Here is a 15468-nt window from a genome sequence, read left to right on the forward strand (position 1 = left end):
GGAGCTGCTACAGGGGCGTGACGTACGCGCCCGAGATACCGCCGTCCACGAGGAAGTCGGTGGCGTTGATGAAGGAGGAGTCGTCGCTGGCGAGGAAGGCGACGGCGGCAGCGATCTCGGTCGGCTCGGCGAACCGGCCGAGCGGGATGTGCACCAGGCGCCGGGCGGCCCGCTCGGGGTCCTTGGCGAACAGTTCCTGGAGCAGCGGGGTGTTGACGGGCCCGGGGCACAGGGCGTTGACCCGGATGCCCTGGCGGGCGAACTGCACGCCGAGTTCGCGGGACATGGCGAGGACGCCGCCCTTGGACGCGGTGTAGGAGATCTGGGAGGTCGCCGCGCCCATGACGGCCACGAAGGAGGCGGTGTTGATGATCGAGCCCCGGCCCTGGCGCTGCATGTAGGGCAGGGCGGCCTTGCAGCAGAGGTAGACGGAGGTGAGGTTGACGTCCTGGACGCGCTTCCAGGCTTCCAGACCGGTGGTGAGGATGGAGTCGTCGTCCGGCGGGGAGATGCCGGCGTTGTTGAAGGCGATGTCGACGGAGCCGTAGGTGTCGAAGGCCGTCTTGAAGAGGGCTTCGACGTCCTCGGGGCTGGTGACGTCGACCTTGACGAAGGTGCCGCCGACTTCCTCGGCCGCGGCCTTGCCGGCGGTCTCGTCGATGTCGCCGCAGACGACGTTGGCGCCCTCGGAGGCGAGGCGGCGGGCGGTGGCGAGGCCGATGCCGCTGCCGGCGCCGGTGATGACGGCGGTACGGCCGACCAGGCGGCGGCAGATGAGTTCTTCGTTGACTCGACTGGACATGGGTTTTCAGGCCTCCGTGCTGATGAAGACGTTCTTGGTCTCGGTGAATGCGGTCAGGGCGTCGGGTCCGAGCTCCCGGCCGAGGCCGGACTGCTTGTAGCCGCCGAAGGGGGTCCAGTAGCGGACGCTGCTGTGGGAGTTGACGGACAGGTTCCCGGCGGCGACGGCCCGCGAGACGCGCAGGGCGCGGCCGATGTCGCGGGTCCACAGGGAGCCGGAGAGGCCGTAGTCGCTCGCGTTGGCCAGGCGTACGGCGTCCTCCTCGTCCTCGAAGGGCAGGACGACGGCCACCGGGCCGAAGACTTCCTCCACGGCGACGGGCGCGGTGGGGGCGACGCCGGTGACGAGGGTCGGCGGGTACCAGAAGCCGGGCCCTTCGGGGGCGGTGCCGCGGATGGTGGTGAGGTCGTCGGTGACGTACCCGCTGACGCGTTCGAGCTGGGTCCGGGAGATCAGCGGGCCCATCTGGGTCTTCTCGTCGGCGGGGTCGCCCACGCGAACGGCTTCGATGGCGGGGGCGACGAGTTCCAGGAACCGGTCGTAGACGGAGCGCTGGACGAGGATCCGGGTGCGGGCGCAGCAGTCCTGGCCGGTGTTGTCGAGGAAGGCCATGGGGGCGGCGGCCGCCGCGGCCTCGACGTCGGAGTCGGCGAAGACGATGTTGGGGCTCTTGCCCCCGAGTTCGAGGGTGAGCCGCTTCACCCGGTCGGCGCACTTGGCCATGATCTGCTTGCCGACCGCGGTGGAGCCGGTGAAGACGATCTTCGCGACTCCGGGGTGTTCCACGAGGGCGTCACCGGTGACGGCTCCCAGGCCGGGCAGCACCTGGAAGAGGTGCTCGGGGATCCCGGCTTCGAGGGCGAGTTCGGCGAGGCGCAGTGCGGTGAGGGGGGTGGTCTCGGCGGGCTTGAGGATGACGGCGTTGCCCGCGGCGAGGGCGGGTGCCAGGGCCCAGCCGGCGATCGGCATGGGGAAGTTCCAGGGGGCGATCACGCCGATGACGCCGAGGGGTTCGAGGAAGGTGACGTCGATTCCGCCTGCGACGGGGATCTGGCGGCCCGACAGCCGCTCGACTCCCCCGGCGGCGAAGTCGAGGAGGTCGCGTACGTTGCCCGCTTCCCAGCGGGCGTTGCCGATGGTGTGGCCGGCTTCGCGGACTTCCAGCAGGGCGAGTTCCTCGGTGTGCGCGTCCACCACCGCGGCGAAGCGGCGCAGCAGCCTGGCCCGGTCGGCCGGGGCCGCGGCGGCCCAGCCGCGCTGTGCCGCGGCGGCTCTGGTGACGGCGGCGTCGACGTCGTCCCGTGTGGCGGCCGGGACGGTGGCGACGAGTTCCTCGGTGGCCGGGTTCAGCACTCTCAGAGCGGGAGGGGCCAGCACATCGGACACGTGGTTCCTCACAGGGTGTGCGTAGGGGGAGTTACAGGCGTTCGAAGGAGCGGCGCAGTTCCCAGTCGGTGACCGCCGAGTCGTACGCGTCGAGTTCGACGCGGGCCATGTTGCGGTAGTGGGCGACGACCTCGGGGCCGAAGGCGGCCTTGGCGATCTCGCTGGTCTCCCAGAGTTCCGCGGCTTCGCGCAGGGTGGCGGGGACGTGTGCGTAGTCGGCGGTGTAGGCGTTGCCGGTGCAGGCTTCGGGCAGTTCGAGGCGGTTCTCGATGCCGTAGAGCCCGGCCGCGACCAGTCCGGCGACGGCGAGGTAGGGGTTCACGTCGCCGCCGGGGAGGCGGTTCTCGAAGCGCATGGAGCGGCCGTGGCCGACCACGCGCAGGGCGCAGGTCCGGTTGTCCGCGCCCCAGGCGACGGCGGTGGGGGCGAAGGATCCGGGCCTGAAACGCTTGTACGAGTTGATGTTCGGGGCGTAGAGAAGGGAGAAGTCGCGCAGCGCGGCGAGCTGACCGGCCAGGAAGTGGCGCATCACGGGTGACATGCCGTGTTCCCGGTCGTCTCCGTCGCCGGCCATCGCGTTGTGTCCGTCGGCGTCGGTGAGCGAGAGGTGGATGTGGCAGGAGTTGCCCTCGCGCTCGTCGTACTTGGCCATGAAGGTGAGCGAGACGCCTTCTTGGGCGGCGATCTCCTTGGCGCCCGTCTTGTAGAGGGAGTGCTGGTCGCAGGTGGTGAGCGCCTCGTCGTAGCGGAACACGATCTCGTGCTGTCCGAGGTTGCACTCGCCCTTGGCGGACTCGACCACCAGGCCGGCGGCCTGCATCTCGTTGCGGATGCGGCGCAGCAGGGGCTCGATGCGGCCGGTGCCGAGGACGGAGTAGTCGATGTTGTACTGGTTGGCGGGGGTCAGGCCGCGGTAGCCGGAATCCCAGGCCTGTTCGTAGGTGTCCTTGAACACCATGAACTCCAGCTCGGTGCCGACCATCGCGGTGTAGCCGTGTTCGGCGAGGCGCTCCAGCTGGCGGCGCAGGATCTGGCGGGGAGCGGCGACGACGGGCGAGCCGTCGTTCCAGGCGAGGTCGGCGAGGACGAAGGCACTGCCGGGGTTCCACGGGAGGCGGCGCAGGGTGGCGAGGTCGGCGTGCATGGCGAAGTCGCCGTAGCCGCGGTCCCAGGACGACATCTCGTACCCGTCGACGGTGTTCATCTCGGTGTCGACGGCGAGGAGGTAGTTGCAGCCCTCGGTGCCGTGGTCGAGGACCTCGTCGAGGAAGAACTGTGCGGCGAACCGCTTGCCCTGGAGCCGCCCTTGCATGTCGGGGAAGGCCAGGACGACTGTGTCGATCTCGCCACTGGCGACCAGGGAGCGGAGCTCCTCGGGCGCGAGCGGGGGCTTGCGGTCTACCACTGGAATCTCTCCTTCGGTGAGCCGAGGGGGCCTAAGGTATTGAACAGAACCATTGCTTGGGAAGGGGTGGAGCCCAGATGACCGATACGGCGAGTGAGGGCGACGCGGTCGCGCGGCTGAATCCCGTGCTGCGGCAGGTGCGGGCGGGCAACGGTTTCGAGGAGGCGCTCGAGCAGATCCTCCAGGTGGTCCGGCTGGGTCTGGTGCCGGGCGGGGAACGACTGCCGCCCGAGCGGGAGTTGGCCGAGCGGATGGGCATCAGCCGGGTCACGCTGCGCGAGGTGCTGAAAGTACTCCAGGACCAGGGTCTGGTGGAGGCCCGGCGCGGCCGCTACGGCGGGACGTTCGTACGCGCGCGCCCCGACACACCGGCGGACGGCGCCGAGCAGGAGCTGCGGCGCCGGGTGGCGGGGGTGGACATCGAGGACGCGCTGCGGTTCCGCGAGGTCCTCGAAGTGGGCGCGGCCGGCCTGTGCGCCTCGCACGGGCTCACCGAGGAGGGCACGGAACGGCTGCTGGCCGCCCTCGCGGCCACCCACGACGCCCCGCTCCAGGAGTACCGGCGCCAGGACACCCTGTTCCACCTCACCCTGTGCGAACTGGCCGGCTCGCCCACCCTGACGGCCCAGTACGCGGCCGTCCGGGCCACCGTCAACGAACTGCTGGACTGCATCCCGCTGCTGGTGCGCAACCTCGAACACTCCCAGCAGCAGCACACCGCGCTCGTCGAGGCGGTGCTGGAACGGGACGCGGACTCGGCCCGCGAGACGATGCGCGAGCACTGCTGCGGCACGGCCGCCCTGCTGCGGGGCTTCCTAACGTGAGCCGCCCACGGGGGCCTTGCGGCCGAGAGCCTTTCGTAACCCCTCTTTAACGCCAGGGTCTTGCGCGCTCCACCCGCATGACGCAAAGGTACGCCTCACAACCTTTGCGTGCCTCACCCCCATCACCCGTTGCACCACCTTGCCCCAGGCAGGAGCGCACATGGCCGACGACACCGAGGCCCGGCTGACCGCCGCGCCCGTAACCACCAAGGCCGCACAGGCCCCGGACACGTACTTGGAACGCCGCACACTGCGCCGCGGCAGCGCCGGCTGGCTCCTGCTCACCGGCCTCGGCGTCGCCTACGTCGTCTCCGGCGACTTCTCCGGCTGGAACGTCGGCCTCGCCCAGGGCGGGTTCGGCGGCCTCGCCATCGCGACCGCCCTGATGGGTGCGATGTACGCCTGCCTGGTGTTCTCGCTCGCGGAGCTGTCGGCCATCCTGCCCACCGCGGGCGGCGGTTACGGCTTCGCCCGCCGGGCGCTGGGCACCTGGGGCGGCTTCCTCACCGGCACGGCGATCCTCATCGAGTACATCCTGGCGCCCGCCGCGATCTCCATCTTCATCGGCGACTACGTCGAGTCGCTCCACCTCTTCGGCCTGACCTCCGGCTGGCCCGTCTACCTCGCCTGCTTCGCCGTGTTCATCGGCATCCACCTGTGGGGGGTGGGCGAGGCCCTGCGCTTCTCGCTCGTCGTCACCGCCGTAGCGGTCCTCGCCCTCATCGTCTTCGCGCTGGGCGCGTTCACCGAGTTCGACCCCTCCCGCCTCGACGACATCGCCGTCGACACCGGCGCCGCGGGCGCGAGTTCGTGGCTGCCGCTCGGGTTCCTCGGCATCTGGGCCGCGTTCCCCTTCGGAATGTGGTTCTTCCTCGGCGTGGAAGGCGTCCCGCTGGCGGCCGAGGAGGCCAAGGACCCGGTGCGCTCGATGCCCCGCGCGCTGTCGATCTCCATGGGCATCCTCGTCCTGCTGGCCCTGATGACCTTCCTGGCCTCCACCGGCGCACGCGGCGCGGACGCCATCAAGGACGCGGGCAACCCGCTGGTCGTCGCGCTGGAGGGCGAACCAGGGCTGTCCTGGCTCAAGACCTTCGTCAACTACGCCGGGCTCGCCGGGCTCGTCGCCTCCTTCTTCTCGCTCATCTACGCGGGCTCCCGCCAGCTCTTCGCACTGTCGCGGGCCGGCTACCTGCCGCGCTTCTTGTCCCTCACCTCGAAGCGCAAGGCCCCCTACCTGGGCCTGCTGATCCCCGGTGCGATCGGTTTCGCCCTGGCCGCCGCCACCGGGAACGGCCCGCGCATGCTGAACATCGCGGTGTTCGGCGCGACCATCTCGTACGCCCTGATGGCCCTGTCGCACATCGTGCTGCGGCGCCGCGAGCCGGGCCTGGAGCGCCCGTACCGCACGCCGGGCGGGGCCGTCACCTCCTCGGTGGCGTTCGTCCTGGCCCTGTCGGCGCTGGTCGCCACCTTCCTGGTGGACAAGGACGCGGCGTTCATCGCGCTGGCCGTGTACGCCGTCGCCCTCGCCTACTTCGCCTTCTACAGCCGCCACCGTCTGGTCGCCTCCGCGCCCGAGGAGGAGTTCGCGGCGCTGGCCGAAGCCGAGGCGGAATTGACCCGCGACTGAAATCCTGACGCTGACTCGGATCCCGCCCACCTGGAGGTAGAACCGTGCCCAGGCCGCTCATCGGCATCACCACCTATGTGGAGGAGTCCACCCGCTACGGCGTGTGGGACCTCGCCACGTCCCTCGTCCCCTCCGGGTACTACGAGCTCGTCCAGGCTGCGGGCGGTACGGCCGTGCTGCTGCCGCCGGACGAGCCGTCCCGGGCGGGCGAGGTACTGAGCCGGGTGGACGGCCTGGTCGTCGCGGGCGGACCGGACGTGGACCCGGTGCGCTACGGCGCCGCCCGCGATCCGCGTACGGGCGCACCCGCGACGGTCCGTGACACGTGGGAGCTCGCGCTGATCGGGGCCGCGCTGGCGTCCGGTGCCCCGCTGCTCGGCATCTGCCGGGGCATGCAGGCGCTGAACGTGGCCCTGGGCGGCACGCTGATCCAGCACATCGACGGCCACGTGCACACCCCGGGCGTCACGTCCTGGCACCCGGTCCGACCGGTCGCCGGCACCCGCTACGCGGCGCTGGTCCCGGAGGAGGCGGAGGTCCCGACCTACCACCACCAGGCGGTGGACCGCCTCGGCGAGGGGCTGGTCGTCTCGGCGCACGCGCTGGACGGCACGGTCGAGGCCATCGAACTCCCGGACCCGGACCGCTGGGTGGTGGGCGTCCAGTGGCACCCGGAGCGCGACAAGGACACCCGTGTGATGGCGGCCCTGATCGACGCGGCGGCGGAGTTCAACCTCACCACCCCGACCCCGTCCCTCGCCCCGGCGACGCTGTAACCCGGGCGATCACGCCGGGCTCGGGCCGGCCGGGCCGGGCGGCGGGTCAGGGACGCAAGGCCGCACGGGCCGGCCGTCCCCGGCGGCCCCTGCCCGGTCCGCCGCCGGGAACAGCACGCGGGCGATCACGCGGGGCGGCGGGTCAGGGAGAGCAGGTCGCGGGCCGGACCGGCCGGACGGGCGCCCGTCGGCCAGACGGCCCGCAGGGCCCGCGCCAGCCCCGTCCCGGCCACCGGCACCTCCACCAGCCGCCGGGACCCCAGTTCGTCCCCCACCGCCAGCTCCGACAGCACGCACGGCCCCGCCCCGCTCAGCGCCGCCGACTTCACCGCGGTGGTGGACGCCAGCTCCAGCAGCGGCTGCGCCAGCCCCCCGGCCGCGGCCAGCGCCGCGTCCAGCACCTGCCGGGTCCCCGACCCCCGCTCCCGCAGGATCAGCGGGGTCGCCGCCAGCTCCGCAGCCTCCACCCCGCGCGAGCGGCGCGCCCACGGGTGCCCCGGCGCCACCGCCACCACCAGCCGGTCCTGCGCGATGACCACCGAGTCCAGCCCTTCGGGTACGGACAGCCCCTCCACGAACCCCAGGTCCGCTTCGTGCGCGAGGACCAGCCCGGCCACGATCGCCGAGTTCCCCGCGTGCAGCGACACCGCCGTCCCCGGCCGCTGCCCGCGCAGCGCGATCAGCCACCCGGGCAGCAGGTACTCCGCGATCGTCATGCTGGCCGCGACCCTCAGCCGCGAATCCCGCCGCCCCCGCAGCGCCTGCGCGCCCACGTCGAAGGCTTCGGCCGCCTCCACCACCCGCCGGGCCCAGTCGGTGACCAGCGCGCCTTCCGCCGTCAGCGTCGACCCGCGCGGCGAACGGTCCACCAGCGCCACCCCGAGCCGGGTCTCCATCGCCCGGATCCGGCTGCTCGCCGCCGGCTGGGTGATGCCCAGCCCCCGGGCCGCCCCGCTGAGGCTGCCGACCCGTGCGACCGCGAGCAACAGCTCCAGCGCGCCCAGGTCCGGCACCCGGTGCGCCAGTGGCACCACTTCCTCGTTACCCATAAACGCAGTTTATGCCGTCATACGGAACCGCCCTCTGCCCCCACCCGCCCCCCGCCCGGACGCTGAGTCCATGGCCACCACCCATGTGCTACCCCGCACCACCCCCGCACCCGCGCTCCGCGCCCACAAGGCCCCCGCGCTCCGCCACCTCGGCCCCAACTGGTACGCCTGCGTCATGGGCACGGCCATCGTCGCCAACGCGGGCACCACCCTCCCGTACCAGCTCCCCGGTCAGCGCGTGGCCTGCCAGCTCGTCTGGGCGCTGTCCGCCGCGGCCCTCGCCGTCCTGCTCACCGCCCGCGCCGGCCACTGGCTCCACCACCGCGACCAGGCACGCGCCCACCTCCTCGACCCCGCCGTGGCCCCCTTCTACGGCTGTGCGGCCATGGCCCTGCTGGCCGTCGGCGCCGGCACCCTGCTCGTCGGCAAGGACGTGATCGGCGCCCCGGCGGCCGTCGCCGCCGACGCCGTGCTGTACACCGCCGGAACCGTTGCCGGCCTGCTGATGGCCGTGCTGGTCCCCTACCTGATGGTGGTGCGGCACCGGGTCGAGCTGAGCCAGGCCAGTCCCGTGTGGCTGCTGCCCCTGGTCTCCCCCATGGTCTCCGCCGCCCTCGGCCCCCTGCTCATCCCCCACCTCCCCGCCGGCCAGGCCCGCGAGGCGATGCTGCTGGCCTGCTACGCCCTGTTCGGCGTGAGCCTGCTGGCCACCCTGCTGATGCTGCCCCTGGTCTTCGGTCGCCTGATCGTCGGCGGACCGCTGCCCCTGGCGCTGACCCCCACCCTGTTCCTGGTCCTGGGCCCCCTCGGCCAGTCGACCACCGCCGTGAACCAGCTCGCCGACATGGCCCCCCTGTCGATCGGCGCCCCCTACGCGCACGCGTTCGGCGCCTTCGCCGTGGTGTACGGGGTGCCCGTGACGGGCTTCGCCCTGCTCTGGCTGGTCCTCGCCGCCGCGATGCTGGCCCGGGCGGCCCGGGCCGGCATGGGGTTCGCGATGACCTGGTGGGCGCTGACCTTCCCCGTCGGCACCTGCGTGACCGGAGCCACCGGCCTGGCCCGCCACACCGGCCTGACCGCCTTCTCGTGGCTGGCCACCGCCCTGTTCCTGACGCTGCTGGCCACCTGGCTCGCCGCCGCCACCCACACCCTGCGCGGCCTGTTCACCGGCCGGCTGCTGCCCCGCTAACCGGCCCCCCGCAGAGCCTCGGCCAGCACCGCCGCAGCCCGCACGAGCGAGGGCCCGTACCACGTCAGATGCCGGCCGCTCACGAGCGCGGCCGGCAGGCCCGGGAAGGCCTCCGGGCCGTCCCCGGCCGTGAACCGGTACGGCTCGTCCGGCAGGACCACCAGGTCGCAGCCCGCCACCGCGGGTTCGTCCGGCCGGAACCGCGGGTAGCGCTCCGCGTGGCCGGCGTAGACGTTGTGCACTCCGAGGCGGCCCAGCACGTCCCCGGCGAAGGTGTCCCGGCCCAAGGCCATCCACGGCCGCCGCCACACCGGTACGACGGCCCGCGCCGCGGGCAGCGGTTCCACGCGGGCCCACGCCGCCTCCGCCTCGCCCAGCCAGCCCGGCCGGACCAGGCCCAGCGCTCCGACCAGCACCCGGTCCAGTTCCGCGAAGGCCTGCGGCAGCGTCCGGACCTCCGTCACCAGCACCCGCACCCCGGCCGCCTCCAGCGCGGCGAGGTCCGGGGGCCGGTTCTCCTCCTCGTTGGCGATGACCAGGTCCGGGCGCAGCCCGATGACGGCGGCCACGTCGGGGTTCTTCGTCCCGCCGATCCGTACCGCGTCCCCGAGGTCCTCGGGGTGCGTGCACCAGTCGGTCACCCCGACGAGCCGGCCCGGCGCGCTCACCGCCACCGCCTCGGTCAGCGACGGCACCAGTGAGACGACGCGCCGCACGCCGCTCAGTGCTCCGGCGAGGGCGGCTCGGACGTGGCGTGGATGTGCTCCCCCACCGCCACCACCAGGATCCGGGTGTCCTCGCTCACGGCCCGCCAGCGGTGGCGCACACCACCGGACAGGAACAGCGCGTCGCCGCTTTCCAGCCGGTACGCCCGCCCCTCGGCCTCCACCTGACAGGCGCCCGCGACCACGTACATGAGTTCGTCGTTGCGGTGCTGGTACTCGCGGCCCGCGTCCTGGTCCCCGCTGAACTCCAGGGCGTGCAGCTGGTGGTGCCCCCGTACGAGGGGACGCACGCCGGGGGCGGGCGTCAGCCCGGAGTCGTCCCCGGCCCGTACGAGGTCCACCGTACGGGCGGTGTCGGAGGCGGCCAGCAGTTCGACGGCCGTGGTCTCCAGGGCGTCCGCGACCCGCTCCAGGGAACGCATGCTGGGCCGGGCCCGCTCGTTCTCTATCTGGCTCAGGAAGGGGACGGACAGGCCGCTGCGCGCCGACACGACGGCAAGGGTCAGGTGGAGGGCGCGACGCCGTTTGCGTACGGCGACGCCCACCCGAAGCGGTTGCTCCTTGGCGTCCTTCTCCTTCTCGTCCCTGCCGTCCGTGCCGATCTTTCCGTCCCTGCCGTCCTTGCCGTTCATGTCGGGGCTGCCCTCCCCTAAGGGTTTGTCCGACGCGGACCGGGGTCGGATGCCCTGGGCCACTCGTCGCACATCGGTGTGCTGTAAGCACCTTACGCAGCAACCGCCCCCGGAATCGCGTTCACGGCAGGACCGGCCGCACCCGGCGGCCGACGGGGCGGCTGCGGCATCATCGTCAGCGTGACGACACGACGCCTGATGCTCCTGGACACCGCCTCCCTCTACTTCCGCGCGTACTTCGGCGTGCCGGATTCCGTGAAGGCCCCGGACGGCACGCCCGTCAACGCCGTGCGCGGTCTGCTCGACTTCATCGGGCGACTGGTCCAGGACCACCGCCCGGACGACCTGGTGGCCTGCATGGACGCCGACTGGCGGCCGCAGTGGCGAGTGGAGCTGATCCCCTCCTACAAAGCGCACCGGGTCGCGCAGGAGACGGAGAGCGGCCCCGACGTCGAGGAGACGCCGGACACCCTGACCCCGCAGGTGCCGATCATCGAGGCGGCGCTGGACGCGTTCGGGATCGCGCGGGTGGGCGTCGCCGGGTACGAGGCGGACGACGTCATCGGCACCCTCACGGCCCGCGCCACCGGCCCGGTGGACATCGTCACCGGCGACCGCGACCTGTACCAGCTCATCGACGACGAGAAGCAGCGGCGCGTGCTGTACCCGCTCAAGGGCGTGGGCTCGCTCCAGGTGACCGACGAGGCGTGGCTGCGGGAGAAGTACGGGGTGGACGGGCCCGGCTACGCGGACCTGGCGCTGCTGCGCGGCGACCCGAGCGACGGCCTGCCGGGTGTGCCGGGGATCGGCGAGAAGACGGCGGCGAAGCTGTTGGACGCGTTCGGCAGCCTGCCGGGGATCATCGCGGCGATCGACGACCCGAGGTCGAAGCTGACGCCTGCGCAGCGCAAGCGGCTGGACGAATCCCGGGCGTACCTGGCGGTCGCCCCGAAGGTGGTCAAGGTCGCCTCGGACGTCCCGCTGCCCCCGTTCGACCCGGCGCTCCCGGCGGCGCCGGCCCAGCCCGAGATGGTCGAGGCGCTGGCCCGCCGGTGGGGTCTGGGCGGAGCCGTGACCCGGCTAAGCAGCGCGCTGCACCGTTGAGGTGCTAACTTAGGGGAACCTAAGTTTCTGGGGAGTCAGGGGAGACGCCGTGGCAGAAGGACGCGCCCGCACAGTCGGCACCGCCGTCGTCGTACGCACGGAGCGGCTGACGCCGCACATGGTCCGCGTGGTGCTGGGCGGTGACGGGCTGGCCGGATTCGGTGCGGGCGAGTTCACCGACCATTACGTGAAGCTCCTCTTCGCCCCCGAGGGCGTCGACTACGCGTCGCCCTGGGACCTGGACCGGATCCGCGCCGAGCACCCCCGCGAGGAGTGGCCGCGCCAGCGCGCGTACACCGTCCGCAGCTGGGACCCGGTGCAGCGGGAGCTGGCGCTCGACTTCGTGGTGCACGGTGACGAGGGCCTGGCCGGGCCCTGGGCGGCCGCGGTCGAGCCGGGCGAGGAGGTACGTTTCCTCGGCCCCGGCGGCGCGTACGCTCCGCTGCCGACGGCGGGCTGGCACCTGCTGGCGGGCGACGAGAGCGCGCTGCCGGCGATCGGTGCGGCGCTGGAGCGGATGCCGGCGGGTGCGGTGGTGCACGCGTTCGTGGAGGTCGACGGCCCCGCCGACGAGCAGAAGATCGCCACCCCGGACGGCGTCGTCCCGGTCTGGCTCCACCGCGGCGACCGCCCGATCGGCGAGGCGCTGGTGGAGGCGGTCTCGGCGCTGGAGTTCCCCTCCCGGGACGTCCACGCCTTCGTCCACGGCGAGGCGGGCTTCGTGCGGGACCTCCGCCACCACCTCCGCGTGACCCGCGGCATTCCCCGCGAACGCCTCTCCATCTCCGGCTACTGGCGCCTGGGCCAAACCGACGAAGCCTGGCGCGCGATCAAACGCGACTGGAACGCCAAGATCGAAGCCGACCAAGAACCCGCCGCAGCCGCCTGACCAGCCCCCCACCTGCGCCCCGAGCCCCCCGTTTCAGCCCCACCGGCGCTTGAGACGCGGGGCCCATTCCAGCCCCGCCGGCGTTTGAGGCGCGGGGCCCGGGGCGGAGCCCCGGAAGGCCCGGCGCAGCCGGGGACGCTCCGCGCAACGGCGCCGCACCCCCCCAGCCAAACCCGCGCATGAGGCCCGGGCCCCCATTTCAGCCCCACCCGCGCTTGACGCGCGGAGCCTCATTTCAGCCTCGCCGGCGTTTGAGGCGCGGGGCCCCGCTTCAGCCCCGCCGACGTTTGAGGCACGCGGCCCCATTTCAGCCCCGCCGGCGTTTGAGGCGCGGGGCCCGGGGCGGAGCCCCGGAGAGCCCGGCGCAGCCGGGGACGCTCCGCGCAACGGCGCCGCACCCCACCCAGCCCCACCCGGGCGGAGCCCCGGAAGGCCCGGCGCAGCCGGGTGGGACCCGCAGCGGCGCAGCCCCCAGGCGGGGGAACCCGTTCAGCGGGACACTGACCCCATGCGTACCGTCCACGCACTCGCCACCGCCGCGGCGGCCACCCTCCTCACCACAACGGCCGCCGCCGCCCCCGCCCCGCCTCCACCCCCGCACCCCCTCCTCACCGACGCCGCCGTCGAGACGGCCGTGGCCCGCCTCGACGCCACCGTCACCGCCATGATGTCCCGCACCGGCGTCCCCGGCGTCTCCGTCGCCGTCGTCCACAACGACAAGGTCATCCACCTCAAAGGCTTCGGCGTCCGCAAGACCGGCGAGCCCGCGACCGTCGGCCCCGACACCGTCTTCCAGGTCGCCTCCCTCTCCAAGCCCATCTCCTCCACCGTCGTCGCCGGTGTCCTCAAGGACCCCGCCCAGTGGGACGACCACGTCCCCCTCCCCGGCTTCGCGCTCAAGGACCCCTGGGTCACCGACCACGTCACCACGGCCGACCTCTTCTCCCACCGCAGCGGCCTCCCCGATCACGCCGGGGACCTCCTCGAAGACCTCGGCTACGACCGGACCTACATCCTCGACCACCTGCGCCTGGAGCCCTTGACGCCCTTCCGCGCGAGCTACGCCTACACCAACTTCGGCCTCACCGCGGCCGCCGAGGCCATCGCCAGGGCCCACGGCGTCAGCTGGCAGAAGCTCGCCGACGACACCCTCTTCAAGCCCGCCGGCATGACCCGCACCAGCACCGAGTTCAGCGCCTTCGCCCACGCCCCCGACCACGCCGCCACCCACGTCAAGAACCCCGACGGCACCTGGAGCCCGCGCTTCGTCCGCGACCCCGACGCCCAGGCCCCCGCCGGCGGCGTCAGCTCCACCGCCCGCGACATGGCCCGCTGGATGCGCCTCCAGCTGTCCGGCGGCACCCTCGACGGCAAGCGGATCATCCCCGCCGACACCCTCGCCCGCACCCACATCCCCGAGATCGTCTCGCAGCCCGTCAACGCCACCGGGAGCAGCTCGTTCTACGGGCTCGGCTGGAACGTCGGTTACGACGGCGCCGGCCGGGTGCGCCTGAGCCACTCCGGGGCCTTCGAACTCGGCGCCAACACCAACGTCACGATGCTGCCCCTGGAACGGCTCGGCATCGTCGTCCTGACCAACGGCGCCCCGGTCGGTCTCGCCGACGCCGTCGCGTTCGACTTCTTCGACTTCGCCGAGCACGGCAAGGTGACCACCGACTGGCTCGGGGTGCTCGGCGGGCTCTACGCCCAGATGGACGAGGCGGGCCGCTCCCGCACCGACTACGCCCACCCTCCCGCCACCGCGAAACCCGCCAAGGCGGACTCCGCGTACACCGGTACGTACGACAACCCGTACTACGGCAAGGCCACCGTCACCGCGAACCCCGACGGCAGCGGCCTGACCCTCTCCCTCGGCCCGGCGCCGCAGCGCTACCCCCTCACCCACTACGACGGCGACACGTTCAGCTTCGAGACCCGGGGCGAGCTCGCCGTGGGCCGTACCGGCGCCACCTTCACCGACGGCGCCCTGCGCATCGAGTACCTGGACGCCGGCCACCTGGGCACCTTCGCCCGCCGGTAGCAGCCCGGCCGGCAGTCACCCGTGCAGCGCCTACGCTGGACCCCGATGAGCCGCAGATCCCACATCCCTCCCGCTCCCCTGCCCCAGCTGGCCGGCATCGACCCGGTCCGGCTGCGGCTGCCCCCCGACCCGCAGGGACTGTGGCCGGACCTCGGCGCCTACCTCACCGCCCGCTACGCCGGTACCCGCGGCGCCGAGTCCATGGCGCGGCTGCTGGAGTCGGGCCGGGTCCTCGGCCCGGGCGGGCGCGTCCTGCGCCCCCGCGACCCGTACGAGCCGGGCGCGTTCCTGTGGTTCCACCGGGACATGCCCCCCGAGCCGGTCGTGCCGTTCCCGATCCGTGTCGTCCACCGCGACGAGCACCTCCTGGTCGTGGACAAGCCGCACTTCCTGGCCACGACACCGCGCGGCAGCCACGTCTTCCAGACCGCCCTGGCGCGGCTGCGCGTGGAGCTGGACCTGCCCGCCCTCAGCCCGGCGCACCGCCTCGACCGGATGACCGCCGGACTGGTGATGTTCAGCATCCGTCCCGAGGACCGGGGCGCCTACCAGTCGCTGTTCGAGCAGCGCAAGGTCTTCAAGGAGTACGAGGCCATCGCACCGCACGATCCGCGGGTCGCCCTTCCCCGTACGGTGCGCAGCCACATCGAGAAGGTCCGCGGCGAGATGGCGGCGGTGGAGGTCGCGGGCGCCGAACCGAACGCGGAGAGCCTCGTCGAACTCGTCGACACCCGAGGAGGGCTGGGCCGCTACCGCCTGACGCCGCACACCGGGCGCACCCATCAGCTGCGGGTGCACATGAACGCGCTGGGCCTGCCGATCCTCGGCGACCCGGTCTATCCGGTGGTCGCACAGGCCGCGGACCCGGCGGACTACCGGCGCCCGCTCCAACTCCTGGCCCGCAGGCTCGCGTTCACCGACCCCCTGACCGGCACCGACCACCGGCTGGAGAGCGGCCTGACCCTGCGGGCCTGGGACGACCTGCCCGGCTGGGAGGCCGGCCCTTGAACCCGGGC

General features: G+C 72.9%; 14 protein-coding genes. 8 read left to right on the forward strand and 6 right to left on the reverse strand.

Annotated features, from left to right (window positions below):
- Positions 1-7: 7 nt before the first annotated feature.
- From IE207_RS17980 to IE207_RS17990, 3 genes are read right to left on the reverse strand one after another with little or no spacing between them, the layout of a single operon-like run.
- Complete coding sequence (locus IE207_RS17980) at positions 8-802, reverse strand: 3-oxoacyl-ACP reductase (protein ID WP_190185250.1); 795 nt, start codon at positions 800-802, stop codon at positions 8-10.
- 6 nt (positions 803-808) lie between these two features.
- Positions 809-2179, reverse strand: coding sequence for an aldehyde dehydrogenase family protein (locus IE207_RS17985; protein ID WP_190185406.1), 1371 nt, complete (start codon positions 2177-2179; stop codon positions 809-811).
- 40 nt (positions 2180-2219) lie between these two features.
- The gene (locus tag IE207_RS17990; protein WP_190185251.1) at positions 2220-3593 is read right to left on the reverse strand and encodes a glutamine synthetase family protein; all 1374 of its coding nucleotides are present in this window, start codon (positions 3591-3593) and stop codon (positions 2220-2222) included.
- A gap of 77 nt (positions 3594-3670) precedes the next feature.
- Here IE207_RS17990 and IE207_RS17995 point away from each other — a divergent pair, with 77 nt between their 5' ends.
- The 3 genes from IE207_RS17995 to IE207_RS18005 all read left to right on the forward strand — a co-directional run bounded on the left by IE207_RS17995 (position 3671) and on the right by IE207_RS18005 (position 6823).
- Positions 3671-4417, forward strand: a complete 747-nt coding sequence (locus IE207_RS17995) for a FadR/GntR family transcriptional regulator (RefSeq protein WP_190185252.1) — start codon at positions 3671-3673, stop codon at positions 4415-4417.
- Between the two features lie 160 nt (positions 4418-4577).
- Positions 4578-6047, forward strand: a complete 1470-nt coding sequence (gene eat, locus IE207_RS18000) for an ethanolamine permease (RefSeq protein ID WP_190185253.1) — start codon at positions 4578-4580, stop codon at positions 6045-6047.
- Between the two features lie 44 nt (positions 6048-6091).
- Positions 6092-6823, forward strand: a complete 732-nt coding sequence (locus tag IE207_RS18005; protein ID WP_190185254.1) for a gamma-glutamyl-gamma-aminobutyrate hydrolase family protein — start codon at positions 6092-6094, stop codon at positions 6821-6823.
- Positions 6824-6948: 125 nt separating this feature from the next.
- Here IE207_RS18005 and IE207_RS18010 read toward each other — a convergent pair whose 3' ends face one another.
- The gene (locus tag IE207_RS18010) at positions 6949-7872 is read right to left on the reverse strand and encodes a LysR family transcriptional regulator (RefSeq protein WP_190185255.1); all 924 of its coding nucleotides are present in this window, start codon (positions 7870-7872) and stop codon (positions 6949-6951) included.
- A gap of 70 nt (positions 7873-7942) precedes the next feature.
- Here IE207_RS18010 and IE207_RS18015 point away from each other — a divergent pair, with 70 nt between their 5' ends.
- Complete coding sequence (locus IE207_RS18015; RefSeq protein WP_190185256.1) at positions 7943-9061, forward strand: TDT family transporter; 1119 nt, start codon at positions 7943-7945, stop codon at positions 9059-9061.
- Here IE207_RS18015 and IE207_RS18020 read toward each other — a convergent pair.
- Positions 9058-9777, reverse strand: coding sequence for a helical backbone metal receptor (locus tag IE207_RS18020; protein WP_373304721.1), 720 nt, complete (start codon positions 9775-9777; stop codon positions 9058-9060). The genes IE207_RS18015 and IE207_RS18020 overlap by 4 nt on opposite strands.
- 5 nt (positions 9778-9782) lie before the next feature.
- Positions 9783-10418, reverse strand: coding sequence for a helix-turn-helix domain-containing protein (locus IE207_RS18025; RefSeq protein WP_373304722.1), 636 nt, complete (start codon positions 10416-10418; stop codon positions 9783-9785).
- Between the two features lie 198 nt (positions 10419-10616).
- On the opposite strand from IE207_RS18025, the gene IE207_RS18030 reads away from it, so the two are divergent.
- The 4 genes from IE207_RS18030 to IE207_RS18045 all read left to right on the forward strand — a co-directional run bounded on the left by IE207_RS18030 (position 10617) and on the right by IE207_RS18045 (position 15460).
- Entirely contained in the window at positions 10617-11522 is a 906-nt protein-coding gene (locus tag IE207_RS18030) for a 5'-3' exonuclease (protein WP_190185409.1), read from the forward strand.
- 49 nt (positions 11523-11571) lie between these two features.
- Entirely contained in the window at positions 11572-12411 is an 840-nt protein-coding gene (locus IE207_RS18035) for a siderophore-interacting protein (protein WP_190185257.1), read from the forward strand.
- 508 nt (positions 12412-12919) lie between these two features.
- Positions 12920-14452: a serine hydrolase gene (locus IE207_RS18040; protein ID WP_190185258.1), complete on the forward strand. Its 1533-nt coding sequence runs from the start codon at positions 12920-12922 to the stop codon at positions 14450-14452.
- A 45-nt stretch (positions 14453-14497) separates the two neighbouring features.
- Entirely contained in the window at positions 14498-15460 is a 963-nt protein-coding gene (locus tag IE207_RS18045) for a pseudouridine synthase (RefSeq protein WP_190185259.1), read from the forward strand.
- Positions 15461-15468: the final 8 nt, after the last annotated feature.

Origin of the sequence: Streptomyces cirratus, from assembly GCF_014650775.1 — a bacterium.
Lineage (GTDB): Bacteria > Actinomycetota > Actinomycetes > Streptomycetales > Streptomycetaceae > Streptomyces > Streptomyces cirratus.

What these genes read in the sequence shown, in the direction of transcription:
- IE207_RS17980 (WP_190185250.1), bottom strand. Translation starts at nt 802, where the DNA reads ATGTCCAGTCGAGTCAACGAAGAACTCATCTGCCGCCGCCTGGTCGGC.
- IE207_RS17995 (WP_190185252.1), top strand. Translation starts at nt 3,671, where the DNA reads ATGACCGATACGGCGAGTGAGGGCGACGCGGTCGCGCGGCTGAATCCC.
- eat (WP_190185253.1), top strand. Translation starts at nt 4,578, where the DNA reads ATGGCCGACGACACCGAGGCCCGGCTGACCGCCGCGCCCGTAACCACC.
- IE207_RS18010 (WP_190185255.1), bottom strand. Translation starts at nt 7,872, where the DNA reads ATGGGTAACGAGGAAGTGGTGCCACTGGCGCACCGGGTGCCGGACCTG.
- IE207_RS18015 (WP_190185256.1), top strand. Translation starts at nt 7,943, where the DNA reads ATGGCCACCACCCATGTGCTACCCCGCACCACCCCCGCACCCGCGCTC.
- IE207_RS18025 (WP_373304722.1), bottom strand. Translation starts at nt 10,418, where the DNA reads ATGAACGGCAAGGACGGCAGGGACGGAAAGATCGGCACGGACGGCAGG.
- IE207_RS18030 (WP_190185409.1), top strand. Translation starts at nt 10,617, where the DNA reads ATGCTCCTGGACACCGCCTCCCTCTACTTCCGCGCGTACTTCGGCGTG.
- IE207_RS18040 (WP_190185258.1), top strand. Translation starts at nt 12,920, where the DNA reads ATGCGTACCGTCCACGCACTCGCCACCGCCGCGGCGGCCACCCTCCTC.
- IE207_RS18045 (WP_190185259.1), top strand. Translation starts at nt 14,498, where the DNA reads ATGAGCCGCAGATCCCACATCCCTCCCGCTCCCCTGCCCCAGCTGGCC.